The following is a 17,500-nucleotide window of genomic DNA, read 5'->3' on the forward strand; positions in this document are numbered from 1 at the left end:
CAACTCACTAAATTTTCTGGTTGATACTCTTGACAAAATTCTGATCTGAACGAATGAAACAGCCCTGCTTTTTAAGGGGGGTTAGGGGGGATCAACAAGTGTCCAAAATCACAAGAAATTACTTTTCAAACAACCTCTGAGGCTGCGCCAAATTTTCTTTCTTTGTGTCCAACTCTTACGAGACGCTGCGCGAATGCGCCCTTCTCCCTTGGCGCTAGCCTCTCCCAATGTGAGAAGGGGAGACGCTAACGCGAATGCGGTTCGTTCCTCATCTAGTTTGGCGCATCCTCATACAGAATTAGTAATTAGTCTCACTCAATAGCTCAATTATCAGAAAAAATACAAACCTTATGCAAGCACAGCGATTCGCCATCATCAATGGTGATGACTTTGGTTTCTCTCAAGGAGTTAATCAAGCAATTATCAAAGCACACAAAGAAGGAGTGCTAACTAGCACCAGCCTGATGGTGAGCGCTGATGCTGCAAAAGAGGCTGTCACCTTGGCAAATTCCCACCCCAACCTGGCTGTTGGACTACATCTCGTGTTGATATGTGGACGTTCCTTGCTACCGCCAGAGCAAATTCCCCATTTAGTTGACAAAGAAGGTAACTTTTCCAACAGTCCATTTTTGGCTGGGTTGCGCTATCAATTTGTCAAAGAAACCCATCAAGAACTGCGGCAAGAAATTCGCGCCCAGTTAGAAAAATACCGTTCGACTGGTTTACCTCTCTCTCATGTAGATGGACATTTGCATTTGCATATCCATCCAGTGGTGTTGCGTATTTTAGTTGAACTGGCACCAGAATTTGATATTAAAGTAATTCGGCTGCCAAGTGAAGAATTGGGGTTAACCCTGAGAGTTAATCGCAGTAATTTACTGACAAAGCTAGTTTGGTGGGGAGTATTTGGCAGACTACGCCGCTATGGTGAGAAGATGCTAAAGTCTGAAGGTATTAGCTTTACTCAAAGAGTTTACGGTTTATTGCAAACTGGTGGCATTACTGAGGAATACTTACTTGGGTTGATACCCCAAATCCAGGCAGACTTGGTAGAGATTTACTCTCATCCAGCGTTCGCTATTCATGGCGATTCTTTGAATGAAGATGTCGAGGCAGGTGAAGCAGAACTTGCTGCCTTATTAAGCGATGAGGTGCGCGAAGCCCTCCTTAGTAACGGCTTTGAAATTACCAACCACCATTTCCTATCCCAACATACTAGTACAAGAAGGCAAAAGTAAAAAGGCAAAAGTAAAAAGAAAGAATGCTTATTTTGTAGGCTTTCTGGCTATTTAAAATGGTTGCTTTATTTCCGCCGTGTCGTACTAGTAGTCTGTCAAGCTAGTTTTGAGGGGTTCGTAGTTGCGCTTTAGCGCTAAAGCGCAACTACGAACTAAATTAATACCCCTCAATTTAAACTTGACGGACTACTAGTACAACAAGGCAAAAGTAAAAAGGCAAAAGTAAAAAGAAAGAATGCTTATTTTGTAGGCTTTCTGGCTATTTAAAATGGTTGCTTTATTTCCGCCGTGTCGTACTAGCTAAAGAAGAATTCAAAAGTCATAACTTTGTCATCACAATTTCATCTGACGTACATAAAAAAAACCTAAACTCCTCGGCAACGAATCTAGAAAATGCTAATATTATTTGCCGGCTAATCAATATCCATGTTTGTATCTACTTTCTTAACAAATCTTCACCTGATTATCATTGATTTATTACTATTTTTGTGCATATCATCTGTATGGTTTTATTGTTATGCAATTTATGCAGCAATAACTTTTTTTGCTGAACCTCAGCCAATTGATCTAGAGTTTCATCCACCTGTTAGTATTCTCAAACCGATTTGTGGGCTTGATAGCGATGCTTATGAAAATCTCGCGTCATTTTGTCAGCAGAACTATCGAAAATATCAAATCATCTTTGCGGTACGAAACTCTAAAGATCCTTGCATAGAGGTTGTAGAGAAAATCATCCATAATTTTTCAGACTTGGATATTGTGTTGATCGTAAGCGATCGCATCATCGGTACTAATCTGAAAGTTAGCAACTTGGCCAATGCCGCAATCAAAGCTAAATATGACATTCTCCTCCTTGCTGATAGTGATATCCGAGTTGGAACAGACTATTTGCAAAGAGTTATCCAACCCTTGCAAGACAAAAGCGTGGGTGTAGTTACCTGTATGTATCGCTCCTTAACTCAAGGATGGATATCGACATTAGAGGCTATTGGCACTACTACCGAGTTTCATGCTGGGGTTTTAGTCAGCAACATCCAGGAAAATGGGATAAAATACGCCTTTGGTTCCACCATTGTCATCCCGAAAAAAGTCCTAGAAGCGATCGGTGGGTTTGAAGCGATCGCTGATTACTTAGCAGATGATTTCCAACTTGGCTATTTACCTGTCCAAGCAGGTTACAAAGTTGTGCTTTCCGACTATGTAGTTGAACACGTACAAACAAGCAACAACTTATTTGATACCATCAAGCGCCAGATTCGTTGGGCGCGTTGTAAACGAGTTTCTCGTCCTTGGGGTTATCTAGGACTAATTTTTACCTATGGTATCGTCACCAGCTTGCTGCTGCTGATTGCCACCGATGGTTCAATACTGGCATGGTTAGGACTATGTATCTGTTGGGTAACAAGATTGGTGATGGCTTGGATTGTTGGTAATATCAGTCTGAAAGATCCAATTGTCAAAAAGTTTCTGTGGCTCGTTCCTGGGTGGGACTTGTTAAGCTTTGCTATTTGGTGTTTTGGCTTTATTGGCAACACTATAGAGTGGCGGGGACAACAAATGAAGCTAACTAAAGATGGAAAGTTACTAGTACAAGAAGATAAAAGTTATCAATTATCAATTAAGGTTTTGACTAGGACATTGTGGCAGAAGTTTACCTATCTTTAAGTAAGTCCACACGATAAAACCAAGGTATGTTGAGTTTTGTAAAAACCCTGGAACGATTCATTTATAGGCTCTTTACTGATTTTATATTTCTAGGACTTACGCATTGACAGAGAGAGCCAACTGTGAATGACCTCTCGTTCCTGGGCTGCTGCCTTGTAATGCTCTTGTGGTGGGCTGCTGCCTCCCGTCAAACAAGTAGGCAGCAGCCCAGAAACAAGGCAGGGCAAGACTTTTAGTTTAAAAAGCTGAATATGCATATCATGGTCAAACTGAGTGTAGCCGTTGGCGCAGCCTCTCGTAGAGAAGTATTACTAATTACGAATTATTTTATCAAGACATCAAAGCATCGAATCTCCCCAATACTGCCATATCTTCTGCATCTAACTCCGTCGGAATGCCACTGCGAATCAATTCTGAAAAGTCTTCATTGGGAACCATAACAGTCAACGTGTACAAGCGATTAGAACCAGTGTTTTTAATCAAATGAGTCCCAGTGGGAGGCACTAATAAACTATCTCCCGTTTTGATCGTGACACTCTTGCCGTCACATATAGCGATCGCTTCCCCTTTGAGGACGAAAAACATCTCCACCGCCCACTGATGGCGATTTGGCGGTGTTTGTCCACCAACATCAAAAATTTCTATGCAGCAAGTCAAGGAAGTATTAGCATTTATCGAATCGAAGATAATTGCTAATCGATTAGAATCATTAGGACTGATGCGATATACCTGGTAATCTTTGGGAGATTTGATCACCGGAATTACACAACGAGTAGCGTACATTTATTTATCCCCTCTGAAGTTATCGATGGGTATGAAAATTTCTAAAATCCAAGTTATGAATATTGAGTTGTTAGTTGTATCTCTAAATCAAAATCAGAGAATAACTAATTACTAAATATTTCTAACTCCTGTAGAGACGCGATTAATCGCGTCTCTACTCCTAACTCTTTTTCAGCGCTGTTAAAATTCCTTGGGAGTCAGTAACAAAACCAAAGCATTGTTTGACGTTGTACAATGTCGCCAGCCAACAATATTCCGGAGAAGTGGTAGCGGTACAGTCTTTAACTAACACACAATCATATCCTAAGAAGTTGGCATCACATAACGTACTTAGGACACATTGATCGGCATTAACACCAGCAAAAAATAATGTTGTCCTTCCCAGATTCCGCAAGATGCTATCTAAAGGCGTATCCCAAAACCCACTCATGCGGTATTTGTCCACACGAATATCTTCGGGAAGCTGTTCTAGTTCGTCTACTACTGCTGCGGCCCAACTACCTGCCATCAGTACTCTAGCACCATTACTTGGCAGTGGATCGCCCAATCCCACACCCTCCCCTGTGGGATTATAGACGTGACGCAAACTAGCACTAATATTGAGCAAGTCGGGACGATTTCCCCAATTTATCCAAATTACCGGAACACCAGCCTCACGCAGTTCTGGAAGTAAGTTGTTCAAAGGTTCAATAGGCTGACGCGCCGGAGTTACGTCTACGCCGATATGCGCTAACCAGCCATCAGGGTGACAGAAGTCGTTTTGCATATCAATGACGACGATAGCAGTTTTTGCCAAGTCTAGGCGCAGGGTTTTAGTTTCTGTTGATAAAATAACGGGTTGTGGGATCTTTTGAAGACGAGTGATGTCTGCGATCGCATCATTCACTGTCCATGTATTTGGTGATACTCCCAATGTCCGAAAAGGCAGATTCATAAAATTGCAATACCCAACGCCATTTTCTATTTTGTAACTTGAAATTCAGTTAAAAATACAATTACTTAATCAAGGTTAAATATGGTAAATTTCACCATTCAGAATGTTTTGATTGCCGTCAGTGATGATTATGCAACGGTAGATGTACAGATTGTAGATGGTGCTATCGCAGCGATTGCCCCTAATCTACAGGTAATCGGTACTCCCATAGATGGCAAAAACAAGCTACTGCTACCTGGTTTTTTCAACGCCCACACCCACTCATCGGAGATGTGGCAGCGAGGAATCATGTCAGCTTTTCCTTTAGAATTATGGTTGGCGGAACTGTATGATTTTGCGCCTCTCGATCCCCAACAGGTTTATCTTAGCGCCTTGGGTACTGCGGTGGAAACCTTACTTTCCGGCGGTACGAGTGTAGTAGATCACCTGGTGTTAATTCCCGGACTTGAGTTAGAAACCATCGCTATTGCAACTCGCGCCTACAGAGAAGTGGGAATTCGCGCCTTTATCGCCCCTCTAATTCAAGATGAATCCCTCACCGCAGGTATGCCATCTGGGGAATCAACCCAGAATCATCAACCTTATTTTCGCACAAGAGCGGCAACATTGGAAATCATCGAAGAGGCGGTGAGACAATTTCATCGTCCAGATGAGGGTGTGAGTATTTTAGTTGCACCAACAGGGATACAATTATGTACTGATGCTTTATTTGAGGGATGTATCGAGTTAAGCGATCGCTATGATCTTTGTCGTCACTCCCATTTGCTAGAAACCAGGGCACAGGAAAAACTCGCCCAAGAAAAGTACGGTTGTACTGCTGTGGAACATTTGAAAAGAATCGGATTTTTGAGCGATCGCACAACTCTAGCTCATTGCGTCTGGTTAAATGATACTGATATCGCCATCCTCGCCGAAACTCAATCTACAGTTGTTCATAATCCCTTAAGTAATTTACGTTTAGGTAGTGGCATTGCTCCGATTTTAAAATATCGCCAAGGGGGAGTCAATGTAACTTTTGGTTGTGATGGCGCCTCTAGTAATGACTCCCAAGATTTGTTAGAAGCGATCAAAATTGGTTCTATATTGCACAACGTTACAGACTTCGATTATCAGCATTGGATTACACCCCGACAAGCAGTAGAAATGGCATCTTTGGGAGGTGCAAAAGGATTTAATTGTGCAGATAAACTTGGTTCTTTAACCGTGGGCAAACAAGCCGATTTGGTACTTTATGACCTCACCAATTTATCATTACTACCGCGTACAGATCCCATTGGTTTGTTAGTATTAGGTCGTCCTAGTAATGTTGTTGATAGTGCTTGGGTGAATGGCAAGCAAATTGTTGCTGATGGGAAAGTGACAACAATTAATGTTGATGAATTGCGGCAAGAATTATTTAATCGGAGTCAGTGGGAGACAAAGCGTAAGTCGGAAACCGTCGCCCAAATTGAAGCACATTATCGCACAGTCATGGGGTTGGGAAACGAATAATTACCCTGAAAGTGGTTGACTGTGATTTTAAGTACTTGGAGATCCCCCTAAATCCCCCGATAAATTGGGGGACTTTGAATCTGGTTCCCCCCTTTTTAAGGCAGGGCTGATTCATTCCCTAAAAGACCTTAATTTACAAGCGTATCAGTCAAAAAAATCAGGTTTTTAAACACTCTAATTGGGTCAAAAACCAGGCGATCGCACTTAAATTTACCGATTGAAACAGTAATTTTTCGATTACCAACTCACTAAATTTTCTGGTTGATACTCTTGACAAAATTCTGATCTGAACGAATGAAACAGCCCTGCTTTTTAAGGGGGGTTAGGGGGGATCTAAAGCTGTAGGGAAACTTTAAAAGACTTGTGTGTACACCGTAGCCTTTATAAGGGGAGGGTTAGGGTGGGGTAAAACCCAATACGGTTGGGTTAAGGCTAGTACTATGAGTCAAAGTCATTTTTTTAACGTAGATGCTTCTCTACGAGACGCTACGCGAACGGCTTCCCGCAGGGTACCGCAGAGGCAATAGAGTTGCCAGTGCGCCCTTGCGGTTAAGAGACTTGTACCCCTCCGGGGATCTTGCTACGCATAGCGTCTCCCCCTGGGAGAAGCAACTGGCGCGACACGGAGAGAGAAGAAGGAGGAGGAAAAAATTGCTTAACTGAACTGTATTGGGGTAAAACCTTAGTTACAGCGAATTGCAATCAAGCGTGCCACAGATAAAAGTACTAAAACCAATGCTGGTCTTTGTTTTCGGATTCACTTTTGTGGCGGGTTTGATTGAAAACTGCTGTAATATCAGTATTCTCAGTTGAGCTTGGGCTTTTTGAAGAAAAAGCGGTAAAACTTAGGCTGACCAAGCTTTTTACGGAATGCTTCCATGTAAATGTAAAATACTGGAGTCAGATATAGAGTCAATACCTGAGAAAACAGCAATCCCCCAACGATCGCAATTCCCAAAGGACGACGCGCTTCTGAACCAACTCCCGTCCCCAAAGCAATGGGAAGTGTCCCAATTAAAGCTGCCATCGTCGTCATCATAATCGGGCGGAAGCGAGTCAAGCAAGCGGCATAGATGGCATCATAGGAATTTTTACCTTCCTTTCGCTGGGCTTCAATAGCAAAGTCCACCAGCATAATGCCGTTTTTCTTGACGATACCCACTAGCAGAATGATGCCAATAAAAGAGTAAAGATTTAAATCAACCTGGAAAATCAGCAGCGTCAATAATGCGCCAAAACCCGCCGAAGGTAGACCAGAAAGAATGGTGATTGGGTGAATAAAATCCTCATAAAGGATACCGAGAATCAGATAGATGACTACAATAGACACCAACAACAGCGCCCCTAAATCGTTGAAGGACTGTTGGAAAGTTTGGGCTGAACCCTGAAAGCTGGGGGTAATTGTTGATGGTAACAACTCACTGGCTGCTTGCTTGATAGCATCAGTAGCTTGACTGAGAGAGGTTCCTGCGAGGGTGTCAAAAGAGATAGTCGATGAGGGGAGTTGACCAACGTGAGCAACGGTGAGGGGACCGACATTCTGGGTGATATTAGCGATCGCACTCAGAGGTACTTGTTTTCCAGCACTCGATTGCACATATAGTAATGATAGGGCACTGGGATCTCGCTGAAACTCCGGTTTCACTTCTAAGATTACATAAAATTGGTCATTTGGGGTATAGATAGTAGAAACCTGGCTGGAACCATAGGCAGCACTGAGGGTTTGTTCAACTTGTTGGGCAGTAATCCCAAGAGTGGCAGCTTTGTTATGGTCAATTTGGACTTGAATTTGGGGAGTGCTGAGTTGTAAATCGCTGTCAACGTCCCGGAGTCCTGGTAGGGTTTTGACTTTATCTAGAAGTTTAGGAACGTATTGGCGCAAGTCTTGTAAATTCAAGCTCTGCAACGTGAACTGATAAGTAGAATTAGTTTGTTGACCACCGATGGGAATAGCTGGCGGAGAGCGGAGGAATGTCTTAATCCCAATTGTACGTCTCAATTTGGGGGTTAGCTCTTGAATGATTTCGTCAGCACTGAGTTGACGTTGATCACGTGGCTTGAGCCGAATGGTAATTCGCCCACCGTTGACTGAACCGTTCGGGCCGCTTGCACCCACAATGGAGTCAACTGCTTCAATATTGGGGTCTTTGCGAATAATCTCAACAACCTTTTGCTGGTGACGCAGCATATCATCAAAAGAAATATCTTGCGCGGCTTTCGTGTTCCCCATCAATTGTCCGGTGTCTTCCGTGGGGATAAATCCTTTGGGAACGATGACAAACAAATAGGCGGTCATTATTAGCAGAATACCAGAACCAATGAGTGTCATCAAGCGGTATTTTAAGATGGGCTTGAGCGTCCAATCATATCCCCGCAGTAGTAAATCAAATCCCCCTTCTAAAAATTGATAGAGCCGATTTGGTCTTTGCTGATGGGGTGAACTTAAGAAACGACTGCACAACATGGGAGTGAGACTGAGGGAAACAAAACCCGAAACCAAAATTGCCACAGCGATGGTAACAGCAAATTCATGAAATAATTTACCGATTATGCCACTCATAAACATGATGGGGATGAACACCGCCACCAGGGAGAGGGTCATTGACAAAATGGTGAAACTGATTTCCTTTGATCCCTTCAATGCTGCCTCTAGGGGAGAATCGCCCATTTCCCGATAACGGACGACATTTTCCAACACCACGATCGCATCATCCACGACAAAACCCACGGAAAGGGTCAACGCCATAAGTGAGATGTTGTCTAGGGAGAAGCCCGATAGATACATCACCGCAAAAGTACCAATGATGGCTACAGGTAGCGCCAAACTGGGAATCAGCGTCGCCGTGATGTCACGCAAGAATAGGAAAATCACCAAAACAACTAGACAAATCGAGAGAACTAAGGTAAACTTTACATCGTTGACAGAGGCTCGGATGGTTTGGGAGCGATCGTACATAATCCCCATCTCAATGGATTTGGGAACTTGTTCGCGGAGCGTAGGTAAAAGTTTCTGAATAGCATCAACAATATTTACAGTGTTGGCACCCGGCTGTGGCTGCACGGCCAGAACAACGGAATGGCGGTCTGTCACCTGGTCATCGTTATACAAATTCGAGACTTTGTTATTTTGTTCACTGTCAATTACCTGCCCCAAATCTTGAAGGCGCACGGGCGCACCATTAGCGTAAGTTACAATAAGTTGGCGATAGCCGGCAGCATCGGTAAGTTGACCATTCGCCTGAATCGTATAATTTTTGAAAGTATCAGAGAGACTGCCCGTTGCTAAATCAACATTTCCCTGTTGAATAGCAGTTTTTACCTGATTTAGACCAATTCCCCTTGATGCCAACTCTCGCGGGTCAAGCTGGACGCGGACTGCATATTGCTGTTGGCCATAGACCTGTACCTGAGCAACACCATCAATCATCGAGATCGGCTGACCAACTGTTACCTCTGCGTATTCGTCTACTGTCGAGATTGGCTGTGTCTCAGAATACATGTAGAGGTAGAGAACCGGTGAGACAGATGGGTTGACTTTGCGATAGGTGGGCGGGTGAGGCATTCCGGCGGGCAGTTGTCCGGCGGCGGCTGAGATGGCTGCCTGGACATCTTTGGCGGCATCTTCCACTCTCCGGCTAAAGTCAAATTGTAAGGAGATGCTGGTGCTGCCTGTGGAACTGGTGGAATTAAATGAATTGAGTCCGGCAATTTCGGTAAACTGTCTTTCTAGGGGTGCGGCGACGGAAGATGCCATTGTTTCCGGGGTGGCACCAGGGAGACTAGCGGAGACAGATATAAAAGGATATTCAACGTTGGGTAGGGCACTGATGGGTAATAGGAGATAGCTCATCAGACCGAAGATGAGGATACCCATCATTACCAAGGTGGTCATGACTGGACGACGGATGAAGAGTTCTGAAAGGTTCATGGGTTTTGTTATTGAGTTAAGGCTTAACTCTTTGTCAAAGTCAATTTTTTTTAAACGAACCACAGAGGCGCAGAGGGCACTGAGAGAAGAAAGAAATGCTTAACTGAATGTTGGGTTTTAACACAGGAGAGAGGAAAAAAACTGCTTTAATATCTGGTTTCAACACATTTTGTCAAAAACCCTCTTGATTCTCCTCTCTGTGTCCTCCGCGTCTCTGCGGTTCGTTTAAATATCACGATCGCCCGCCTGAAAATGAAAATACCCGCCGGAACTTAACTTGACTGAGCTTTTTCCGCCACGATTCCATATATATATAGAACACGGGTGTTAAATAGAGGGTCAATATCTGAGAAAACACTAGCCCACCCACAACTGCAATACCTAGAGGACGGCGGGATTCGGAACCAGCCCCAAACCCGATCGCAATAGGTAAGGTTCCCATTAATGCTGCCATTGTCGTCATCATAATTGGGCGGAAGCGCACCAAACAGGCTTGATAAATCGCCTCAGACGGTTTTTTCCCTTCTTCTCGCTGGGCTTCAATTGCAAAATCCACCATCATAATCCCGTTTTTCTTGACGATGCCCACCAAGAGAATTATGCCGATAAAGGAGTAAACATTCAGTTCGACATGGAATATTATCAGCGTTAACAATGCCCCAAAACCTGCTGAGGGCAAACCGGAAAGAATCGTAATTGGGTGAATGAAATCCTCATAGAGAACACCCAAAATCAGATAAATTACGAGGATAGCGATCGCTAACAATAAACCCAAACTCGGCAGTGAACTTTGAAATACCTGACTTGCACCCTGAAAGCTGGTGCTTATACTGGCAGGAATCACCTGATTAATCACTTTCTCAATCTCTTCGTTGGCATTTCCCAAGGCCACACCGGGAGCGAGGTTAAAGGAAATGGTGGCGGCGTTCATCCGACCGTTATGATTAACCATTAACGGGCTGACTCCCTGAGATAGTTTGGCGAATGTCTTCAGAGGTACTGCAACTCCTGTGCTGGAGTTAATGTATAATGCCAACAAAGCATTGATATCTTGCTGAAACTGGGGTGCTAATTCCAAAATCACCTGATACTCATTGGTGGCTGCATAGATGGTTGATACTTGGTAAGAACCGTAGGCACTTCTCAGGGTATTTTCGATTTGTTGGGCGGTTATACCATAAGTTGACGCTTTATCGCGGTCAATGTCAATTTTAATTTGGGAAGCAAACTGTAAATCGCTGTTCACATCCTGGAGTTCCGTCATCTCCTTCATCTTGATCACAAGTTGGGGAACATACTCCTGTAAGGGTTTGACATCAGAACTCTGGAGTGCAACTTGATAAAGGCCTGTACTTTGTTGGGCGCCAATGGGAATCGCTGGGGGATTTTGTAAGAATACTTGGATACCTGGAACAGTGGCAAGTTTGGTTCGCAAATTTTGCACGATTTCGTCAGCCCCAAGTTGGCGTTGCGATCGCGGTTTTAACCGAATAAACAAACTACCCGAATTGGCTGCAACTGCTGCCCCACCGCCACTAGCACTGGCTCCCGCCCCAATATTAGAGTTGACTGCATCTACATTTGGATCTTGGCGGATCAGGTTAGCAACTGTCTGCTGATGCTTGACAAGATTATCAAAGGATGCATCCTGGGCTGCTTGGGTAACGCCTGTAATTTGTCCGGTATCTTGGCTAGGAATAAAGCCTTTGGGAACTACCATCAACAGCCCAACTGTCACCGCAAATAGAAAGACTGATAATATCATCGTGGTACGATGATATTTTAAAACTTTTTTGAGACTCCAATCGTACAAACCGAGGAAGCGATCGAAGACATATTCGGAAGCTTGATATAACCGACTTTGACGGGTATGATCCACAGGACGCAGAAAACGGCTGCACAACATGGGAGTCAGAGTCAAAGACACAAAACCAGAGACGAGAATTGCCACTGCGATCGTCACAGCAAATTCATGAAATAATCGTCCCAGCACTTCACTCATGAACAACATGGGGATGAAGACTGCAACTAAGGAAAGGGTCATCGATAGAATTGTAAAACCAATTTCTCTCGACCCATTCAACGCCGCTTCTACTGGACGTTCCCCCATTTCGATATGACGGACGATATTTTCTAGCATAACGATCGCATCATCCACTACGAAGCCCACCGAAAGGGTCAACGCCATCAGCGATAGGTTATCTAGTGAGTATTGCAGCAAATACATCACCGCAAAGGTGCCAATCAGCGAAACAGGTAACGCCAAACTGGGAATCACCGTGGCTGAGAGGTTCCGCAAAAAGATGAAAATTACGAAGATAACTAGAGCGATCGTCAAAATCAAGGTAAATCTGACATCATCTACTGAATCTCTAATTGACTGAGACGCATCATAAAGAATCCCAATTTCCACGGATGCCGGAATCTGGTCTCGCAATTTCGGGAGCAATTTCGTAATCGTGTCAACAACTTGTACCGTATTGGTTCCGGGTTGTCTTTGAATGGTGAGAATAATGGCGCGGGTATTGTTGTACCAACTTGCTACCTTGTCATTTTCTACACTGTCAATAACCCGACCGAGTTGATAAAGATAGATGGGCGCACCATCTTTATAAGACACAATCAGCTGACGATAAGCAGCCGCATCTTGGAGTTGCCCGTTAGTTTGGACTGTAAAATTCTTGTGATTTCCCGAAAGACTACCAGTAGGTAAATCGACGTTACCCTCTTGAATCGCCGTCGCCACCTGATCTAGCCCAATTTGCCGCGTTGCCAATTCCTGCGGATCAAGTTGAATTCGAGCCGCATACTTTTGGGAACCGTAGACAGCTACCTGTGCTACCCCATTGATTGTAGATAGCTTTTGTGCCAGATAAGTCTCGGCATAATTGTCTACTTGGGAAAGCGGCAGAGTGGGAGAGTCTAAGTAAAGGTAGAGAATGGGTTGATCGGCGGGGTTAACCTTACTGTAGGTAGGAGGATTTGGTAAATCCGTCGCAATTTGCCCCGATGCTCCTGAGATCGCGGCTTGTACATCCTGTGCCGCGTCATCAATGTTCCGACTCAGGTTAAATTGCAGGGTAATTTGAGTCTGACCCAAGGTGCTAGTTGAGTTGAGCGAATCGAGTCCAGCAATACTAGAAAATTGCTTCTCTAGGGGACGAGCAACCGATGCTGCCATTGTTTCGGGGCTAGCTCCCGGTCGGGAAGCGCTTACCTGAATTGTCGGATAATCTACACTTGGTAAATCGCTGATTGGCAGCAAACGATAACTCATGAAACCGAAAATCAAAATCGCCGCCATCACCAGAGTCGTCATGATCGGGCGGCGGATAAATGGTTCTGAGAGGTTCATGAATCACCTCCACTAGATTTGGGGGATTCTCCCCCTGCCCCCTTTCCTCTTTTTGACTTCGAGGAATTTCCATCGGCATTTGAGTTATTGCCGGCTGTTTTGACGCGGATTTTGCTACCCGAAACGAGATTCGCTTGCCCATCGGTGACAATTTTATCACCGGGTTGTGGTCCTTTCTCAATCACATCTAGCCCATCAATGGTGCTGCTAACTGTAACTGGAACATTTTCCACCGTCATGTCTGGCTTGACTACAAAAACAAACTGTCCATCGGGTCCATTCTGCACGGCTTGGGAGGGAACAACTGTTGCATTCGGTTCTTCAGTCAGCGTTAGGGTTGCGTTGACAAATTGACCAGGAAACAAGTTTTCTTGAGCGTTGTCAAATTGGCCAATCAATTGAATTGTTCCCGTGGTGTTATCGACCGTATTATTGACAGATGTCAAAACACCTGGTGTCGAATGACCTTGACTATTGGGGAATGTCACATCTACCTTCAACTTGCCATTTCGCATATACTTTTGTACCTGGGGTAGATTTGTTTCAGGAATGGAAAAAGCAACTTCAATTGGGCGAATTTGGGTGATGGTAACAAGTGGAGTCGTGCTGCTAGTGCTACCGGCTGTACTGTTGGTTTGCAGTGCATTCCCCTGAGTCAGCGAAGCACTGCTGTTAGCTTGCACCACATTCCCCTGAGTCACCGAAACATTGCCAGCGCGACCATCAATTGGCGCATAAATTTTGGCGTAAGATAATTGCACCTTGGCGTTGTCTAATGCTCCTTGGTCGGAACGAACAACAGCTTGAGCATTAGCGATCGCTGCTTCATCGCCCTTGACAACTGCACCAGCATTAGTCAGTGCCACTTGATCGCTTTTCAAAACAGCCTGAACATTAGCGATCGCTTCTCGATCTGCTTGTAGGGTTGCTTGAGCGGTGCGGATGTTTTCAACGTATTGCTGTACTGTATCCAAGCTGATCGCGCCCTTCTTGTACAATGCACCATAGCGATCGCTCTGTCCCTGAGCAAAATTTACTTGTGCTTCATCCTTAATCACAGTCGCCTGGGCTTGTCGCACAGAGGCTTGGTCTTTGATTAAGGTGGCCCTAGCTTGGTCTACCTGACCCAAATCTCTAGCTAATGCAGATCTAGCTTGTTCTACCGAGGCTTGGTCTTTGGCGACAGTGCCTTCAGCTTGCTGGATTGCAGCAGTTTGCGATCGGTCATCTATAGTAAACAAAAGTTGTCCCTTTTTCACATCTTGACCTTTCTTGAAATAAACTCCAATAATCCGTCCAGTGGCTTCGGGCGTAATCGATACCGTAGATCCTGATTGCACATTACCGATGGCCTGCAATTGTACCGGAACCGTTTTTTGTGTCACCATTGCCACGGATACAGGTGTCACTTGCTGCTTATTACGATCGGCTTTTCCCGTTTTCTCTGTCTTAGCTGCACCCGCATGGATACCCAAAAAAACCAACCCACCCAGCACCATCACGCCCAAAATTACCCAAATAATCTTTTTTGGCGATCGCTTTTTTGGCGATCGTGGTAGCTCCGATTCTATAATATTCTCAGTCAAACTCTCGTTACTCTCGTTAGGAATTTCATGGTTCATCAGAACCTCCAGTGGATTTTAGTGTAAGTAATTAGGCGTAAATAAATTAAAGTTTGTAGTCAGGACTTTAATCCTGACAATCCTTATTATGAATGACCTCTCGTTCCTGGGCTGCTGCCTGGTAATGCTCTTGTGGTGGGCTGCTGCCTCCCGTCAAACAAGCAGGCACCAGCCTACCTTGATCGCATTCCCAGGCAGAGCCGGGGAACGAGATACCTACTTATTATAAACAGCCAAATTCTTTTCCCATTTCAACTCGTGTTTATCCAAATTTGATTTGAAGCAGTACAAAAATATTACACCTCAAACTTTGACAAAACAATGATCTTTAGACAAAAAATCCCATAAATTAAAGAGGAGATCAGAGTATAATTACAACAACAACTACCAGAAGTAATCCGATATGAATAATTAGTTTTTTCTGGTTTGCTCGATGCGCCTTGTAATTTAAATCAAACCCATAATATTGCTCAATATCACTTAGGGAATCATAGTCTAAAGGTTTCATCATTTTAAATCCTTTGATATTGACTGGGATTTTTGCTGATTTATGACTTACTTAGCTGCCGATGTAGAATTTTTAGAGCTTGTTTTTCTATTTGCCGGACTCGTTCACGACTAATACCCATACGCTGACCAATCTGTTCTAAAGAAAGTTCATTCCCGTCTGTCAAACCAAAGTGCAAATTTAATATTTCTTGTTGTTGGCGAGACAGATTTGACAATAAAATTTCCACATCTTCATTGAGAGATTCGTCGGTGTTATAGGCATTACCAGAACTGCAATCTTCGATTAAATCTTGTAATTGTATATCTTTGTCCGCTCCAATCCGAATATCTAGAGAGATAGTTTGACGAGCCAAAAGTAGAAATTCTCGAATCTGACTAGGCTTTAAAGAAAGTGCATCAGCAATTTCGTTACTGGTGGGAATGCGACCCAGTTTTTGAGACAATTCTCGCTGAACACGCTTAATTTTGTTTAACTTCTCATTGATGTGAATGGGTAATCTAATCGCGCGTCCTTGCTGGGCGATCGCCCTAGTAATTGCTTGACGAATCCACCAGTAAGCGTAAGTTGAAAATCTGTATCCTAAAGCCGGATTGAATTTTTCAACCCCTCTCTCCAAACCCAAGTTACCTTCTTGAATTAAGTCCATAAGCTCTAAGTTCCGTCTCTGATATTGCTTGGCGATTGACACCACCAGCCGGAGATTAGATGCCATCATTTTCTGCTTGGCTTTTTTCCCTTGATTTAGCTGCTCAAGTAGTTCCTGTTCACTTAACTGCATCTGGTTAGCCCATTCTGACACTGTGGGTGTACGATTTAATTCAACAGCCAGTTTTTCTGATTCAGCAAGTATTGTCATCATCTGCTGAATTTGTTGGGCAAAAAGAATTTCTTCCTCCTGGGTTAACAGAGGTATCCGGCCAATTTCTTGAAGATAAGCACGGACTGTATCAGTTGGAGATTGAGATGCTTTGCTTGTGTTACTAGCTTTGGTATCTGGGAATGTTAAGTTACTCATACTGACTTAGCCTCCGCCTATTAATTAGGGTATTTTGTATTCAAGAAGAACCGCAGATAGTGACTAGATGAACCATAAAAGTTTTTATAAAAAAACCAGGTATCAAGCACTAATTCTAAAAGAGCAATCAACACCCAAATTGCTAGAGAAACAATTACAGGTAGGCTGAGATCGGGAAATTCCCTTTGCAAATCGATAATGCCAAATAACAGTAAAAACAGGAGTGAAACTCCCAGAAGAAAGGACAACTTGACGATGGCAAGAATGAAACGGCTAATCTCCAAGATGCGATTGTAAAGCCGGGAAAATCTCTCCAATATTTCTTCCATGTTATTGATCACAAGTGCAATTTGCTGTCGGTGCAGATGGGTAGCTAAGGAGGGCTGTTGCTGTATTTGCATCCATTCATGTTCATTCTTGAAATTATCTAAAAGCTTGTCCAAATGTAGCCCCTGGGAGCTAGTTGTCCAGATGGGGAAATCCTTTAAATGCAAGGGGACTAAATAGTTAATCAGCGCTATCAGAGTTTCATTAAAATCACTGAGTTCGGGGGGAAGAGACTGAGTTAGACGAATGAGTTGGTCAATCTGAATCTGAAGTGTATGGTAGTCCTCATGCCGCCTTTGAGCGATCAACTGACTAGTAAAGGTGAGGAAAACAATTAACACCCCCAATAAAGCAGCTAGAGACTGGGATACAGCAGAAAAGAATTCAATGGCCACCTGTTTAGGTACTGTCAGCCAGGGGGCATTTTCCCGCATTGAAAAAACCAGGGTGACAACAAATACAATCCCGATGATCGCTAGCTGATGGCGGGTAATAGTAATGATGATTATCCGCACCAAAGGAGTGTTACTGAGTTGAACCAGGATTTGCAAACCTGGGACTGGTTCACAATTTTGAAGTCGTTGGGCTTTGCGGGTTGACATGATTCCAAGTGACGATGGTAGATATTGTC

11 protein-coding genes are annotated in these 17,500 nt (G+C 43.8%); 3 read left to right on the top strand and 8 right to left on the bottom strand.

Annotated features, from left to right (window positions below):
* Window positions 1–350 precede the first annotated feature (350 nt).
* Complete coding sequence (hpnK, locus tag V7K97_RS29140) at window positions 351–1,238, top strand: hopanoid biosynthesis-associated protein HpnK (protein WP_334804440.1); 888 nt, start codon at window positions 351–353, stop codon at window positions 1,236–1,238.
* 426 nt (window positions 1,239–1,664) lie between these two features.
* Window positions 1,665–2,903 (top strand): bacteriohopanetetrol glucosamine biosynthesis glycosyltransferase HpnI, encoded by a 1,239-nt coding sequence (gene hpnI / locus V7K97_RS29145; RefSeq protein WP_334804441.1) that lies wholly within the window; start codon window positions 1,665–1,667, stop codon window positions 2,901–2,903.
* Between the two features lie 330 nt (window positions 2,904–3,233).
* Here hpnI and V7K97_RS29150 read toward each other — a convergent pair whose 3' ends face one another.
* Window positions 3,234–3,686 (bottom strand): cupin domain-containing protein, encoded by a 453-nt coding sequence (locus V7K97_RS29150; protein ID WP_334804442.1) that lies wholly within the window; start codon window positions 3,684–3,686, stop codon window positions 3,234–3,236.
* A gap of 160 nt (window positions 3,687–3,846) precedes the next feature.
* Complete coding sequence (locus V7K97_RS29155) at window positions 3,847–4,620, bottom strand: cysteine hydrolase family protein (protein WP_334804443.1); 774 nt, start codon at window positions 4,618–4,620, stop codon at window positions 3,847–3,849.
* Between the two features lie 81 nt (window positions 4,621–4,701).
* Here V7K97_RS29155 and V7K97_RS29160 point away from each other — a divergent pair, with 81 nt between their 5' ends.
* Entirely contained in the window at window positions 4,702–6,111 is a 1,410-nt protein-coding gene (locus V7K97_RS29160) for an amidohydrolase (RefSeq protein ID WP_334804444.1), read from the top strand.
* Between the two features lie 805 nt (window positions 6,112–6,916).
* Here the strand turns inward: V7K97_RS29160 and V7K97_RS29165 are convergent.
* The 6 genes from V7K97_RS29165 to V7K97_RS29190 form a co-directional block, all read right to left on the bottom strand.
* Window positions 6,917–10,039: an efflux RND transporter permease subunit gene (locus tag V7K97_RS29165; RefSeq protein ID WP_334804445.1), complete on the bottom strand. Its 3,123-nt coding sequence runs from the start codon at window positions 10,037–10,039 to the stop codon at window positions 6,917–6,919.
* A 232-nt stretch (window positions 10,040–10,271) separates the two neighbouring features.
* On the bottom strand, window positions 10,272–13,394 hold the full coding sequence (locus tag V7K97_RS29170; RefSeq protein ID WP_334804447.1) for an efflux RND transporter permease subunit: 3,123 nt from the start codon (window positions 13,392–13,394) through the stop codon (window positions 10,272–10,274).
* Window positions 13,391–15,016, bottom strand: coding sequence for an efflux RND transporter periplasmic adaptor subunit (locus V7K97_RS29175; protein WP_334804449.1), 1,626 nt, complete (start codon window positions 15,014–15,016; stop codon window positions 13,391–13,393). The genes V7K97_RS29170 and V7K97_RS29175 overlap by 4 nt, the downstream gene beginning before the upstream one ends.
* Window positions 15,017–15,377: 361 nt before the next feature.
* Entirely contained in the window at window positions 15,378–15,527 is a 150-nt protein-coding gene (locus tag V7K97_RS29180; protein WP_334804450.1) for a hypothetical protein, read from the bottom strand.
* A gap of 37 nt (window positions 15,528–15,564) precedes the next feature.
* Entirely contained in the window at window positions 15,565–16,542 is a 978-nt protein-coding gene (locus tag V7K97_RS29185) for an RNA polymerase sigma factor, RpoD/SigA family (RefSeq protein WP_334804451.1), read from the bottom strand.
* Window positions 16,543–16,562: 20 nt separating this feature from the next.
* Window positions 16,563–17,471, bottom strand: a complete 909-nt coding sequence (locus tag V7K97_RS29190) for a hypothetical protein (protein ID WP_334804452.1) — start codon at window positions 17,469–17,471, stop codon at window positions 16,563–16,565.
* Window positions 17,472–17,500 lie beyond the last annotated feature (29 nt).

The sequence above is a fragment of the Nostoc sp. genome, assembly GCF_036917815.1.
Taxonomy (GTDB): domain Bacteria; phylum Cyanobacteriota; class Cyanobacteriia; order Cyanobacteriales; family Nostocaceae; genus Nostoc.

What these genes read in the sequence shown, in the direction of transcription:
- hpnK (WP_334804440.1), top strand. Translation starts at nt 351, where the DNA reads ATGCAAGCACAGCGATTCGCCATCATCAATGGTGATGACTTTGGTTTC.
- hpnI (WP_334804441.1), top strand. Translation starts at nt 1,665, where the DNA reads ATGTTTGTATCTACTTTCTTAACAAATCTTCACCTGATTATCATTGAT.
- V7K97_RS29150 (WP_334804442.1), bottom strand. Translation starts at nt 3,686, where the DNA reads ATGTACGCTACTCGTTGTGTAATTCCGGTGATCAAATCTCCCAAAGAT.
- V7K97_RS29155 (WP_334804443.1), bottom strand. Translation starts at nt 4,620, where the DNA reads ATGAATCTGCCTTTTCGGACATTGGGAGTATCACCAAATACATGGACA.
- V7K97_RS29160 (WP_334804444.1), top strand. Translation starts at nt 4,702, where the DNA reads ATGGTAAATTTCACCATTCAGAATGTTTTGATTGCCGTCAGTGATGAT.
- V7K97_RS29165 (WP_334804445.1), bottom strand. Translation starts at nt 10,039, where the DNA reads ATGAACCTTTCAGAACTCTTCATCCGTCGTCCAGTCATGACCACCTTG.
- V7K97_RS29170 (WP_334804447.1), bottom strand. Translation starts at nt 13,394, where the DNA reads ATGAACCTCTCAGAACCATTTATCCGCCGCCCGATCATGACGACTCTG.
- V7K97_RS29175 (WP_334804449.1), bottom strand. Translation starts at nt 15,016, where the DNA reads ATGAACCATGAAATTCCTAACGAGAGTAACGAGAGTTTGACTGAGAAT.
- V7K97_RS29180 (WP_334804450.1), bottom strand. Translation starts at nt 15,527, where the DNA reads ATGATGAAACCTTTAGACTATGATTCCCTAAGTGATATTGAGCAATAT.
- V7K97_RS29185 (WP_334804451.1), bottom strand. Translation starts at nt 16,542, where the DNA reads ATGAGTAACTTAACATTCCCAGATACCAAAGCTAGTAACACAAGCAAA.
- V7K97_RS29190 (WP_334804452.1), bottom strand. Translation starts at nt 17,471, where the DNA reads ATGTCAACCCGCAAAGCCCAACGACTTCAAAATTGTGAACCAGTCCCA.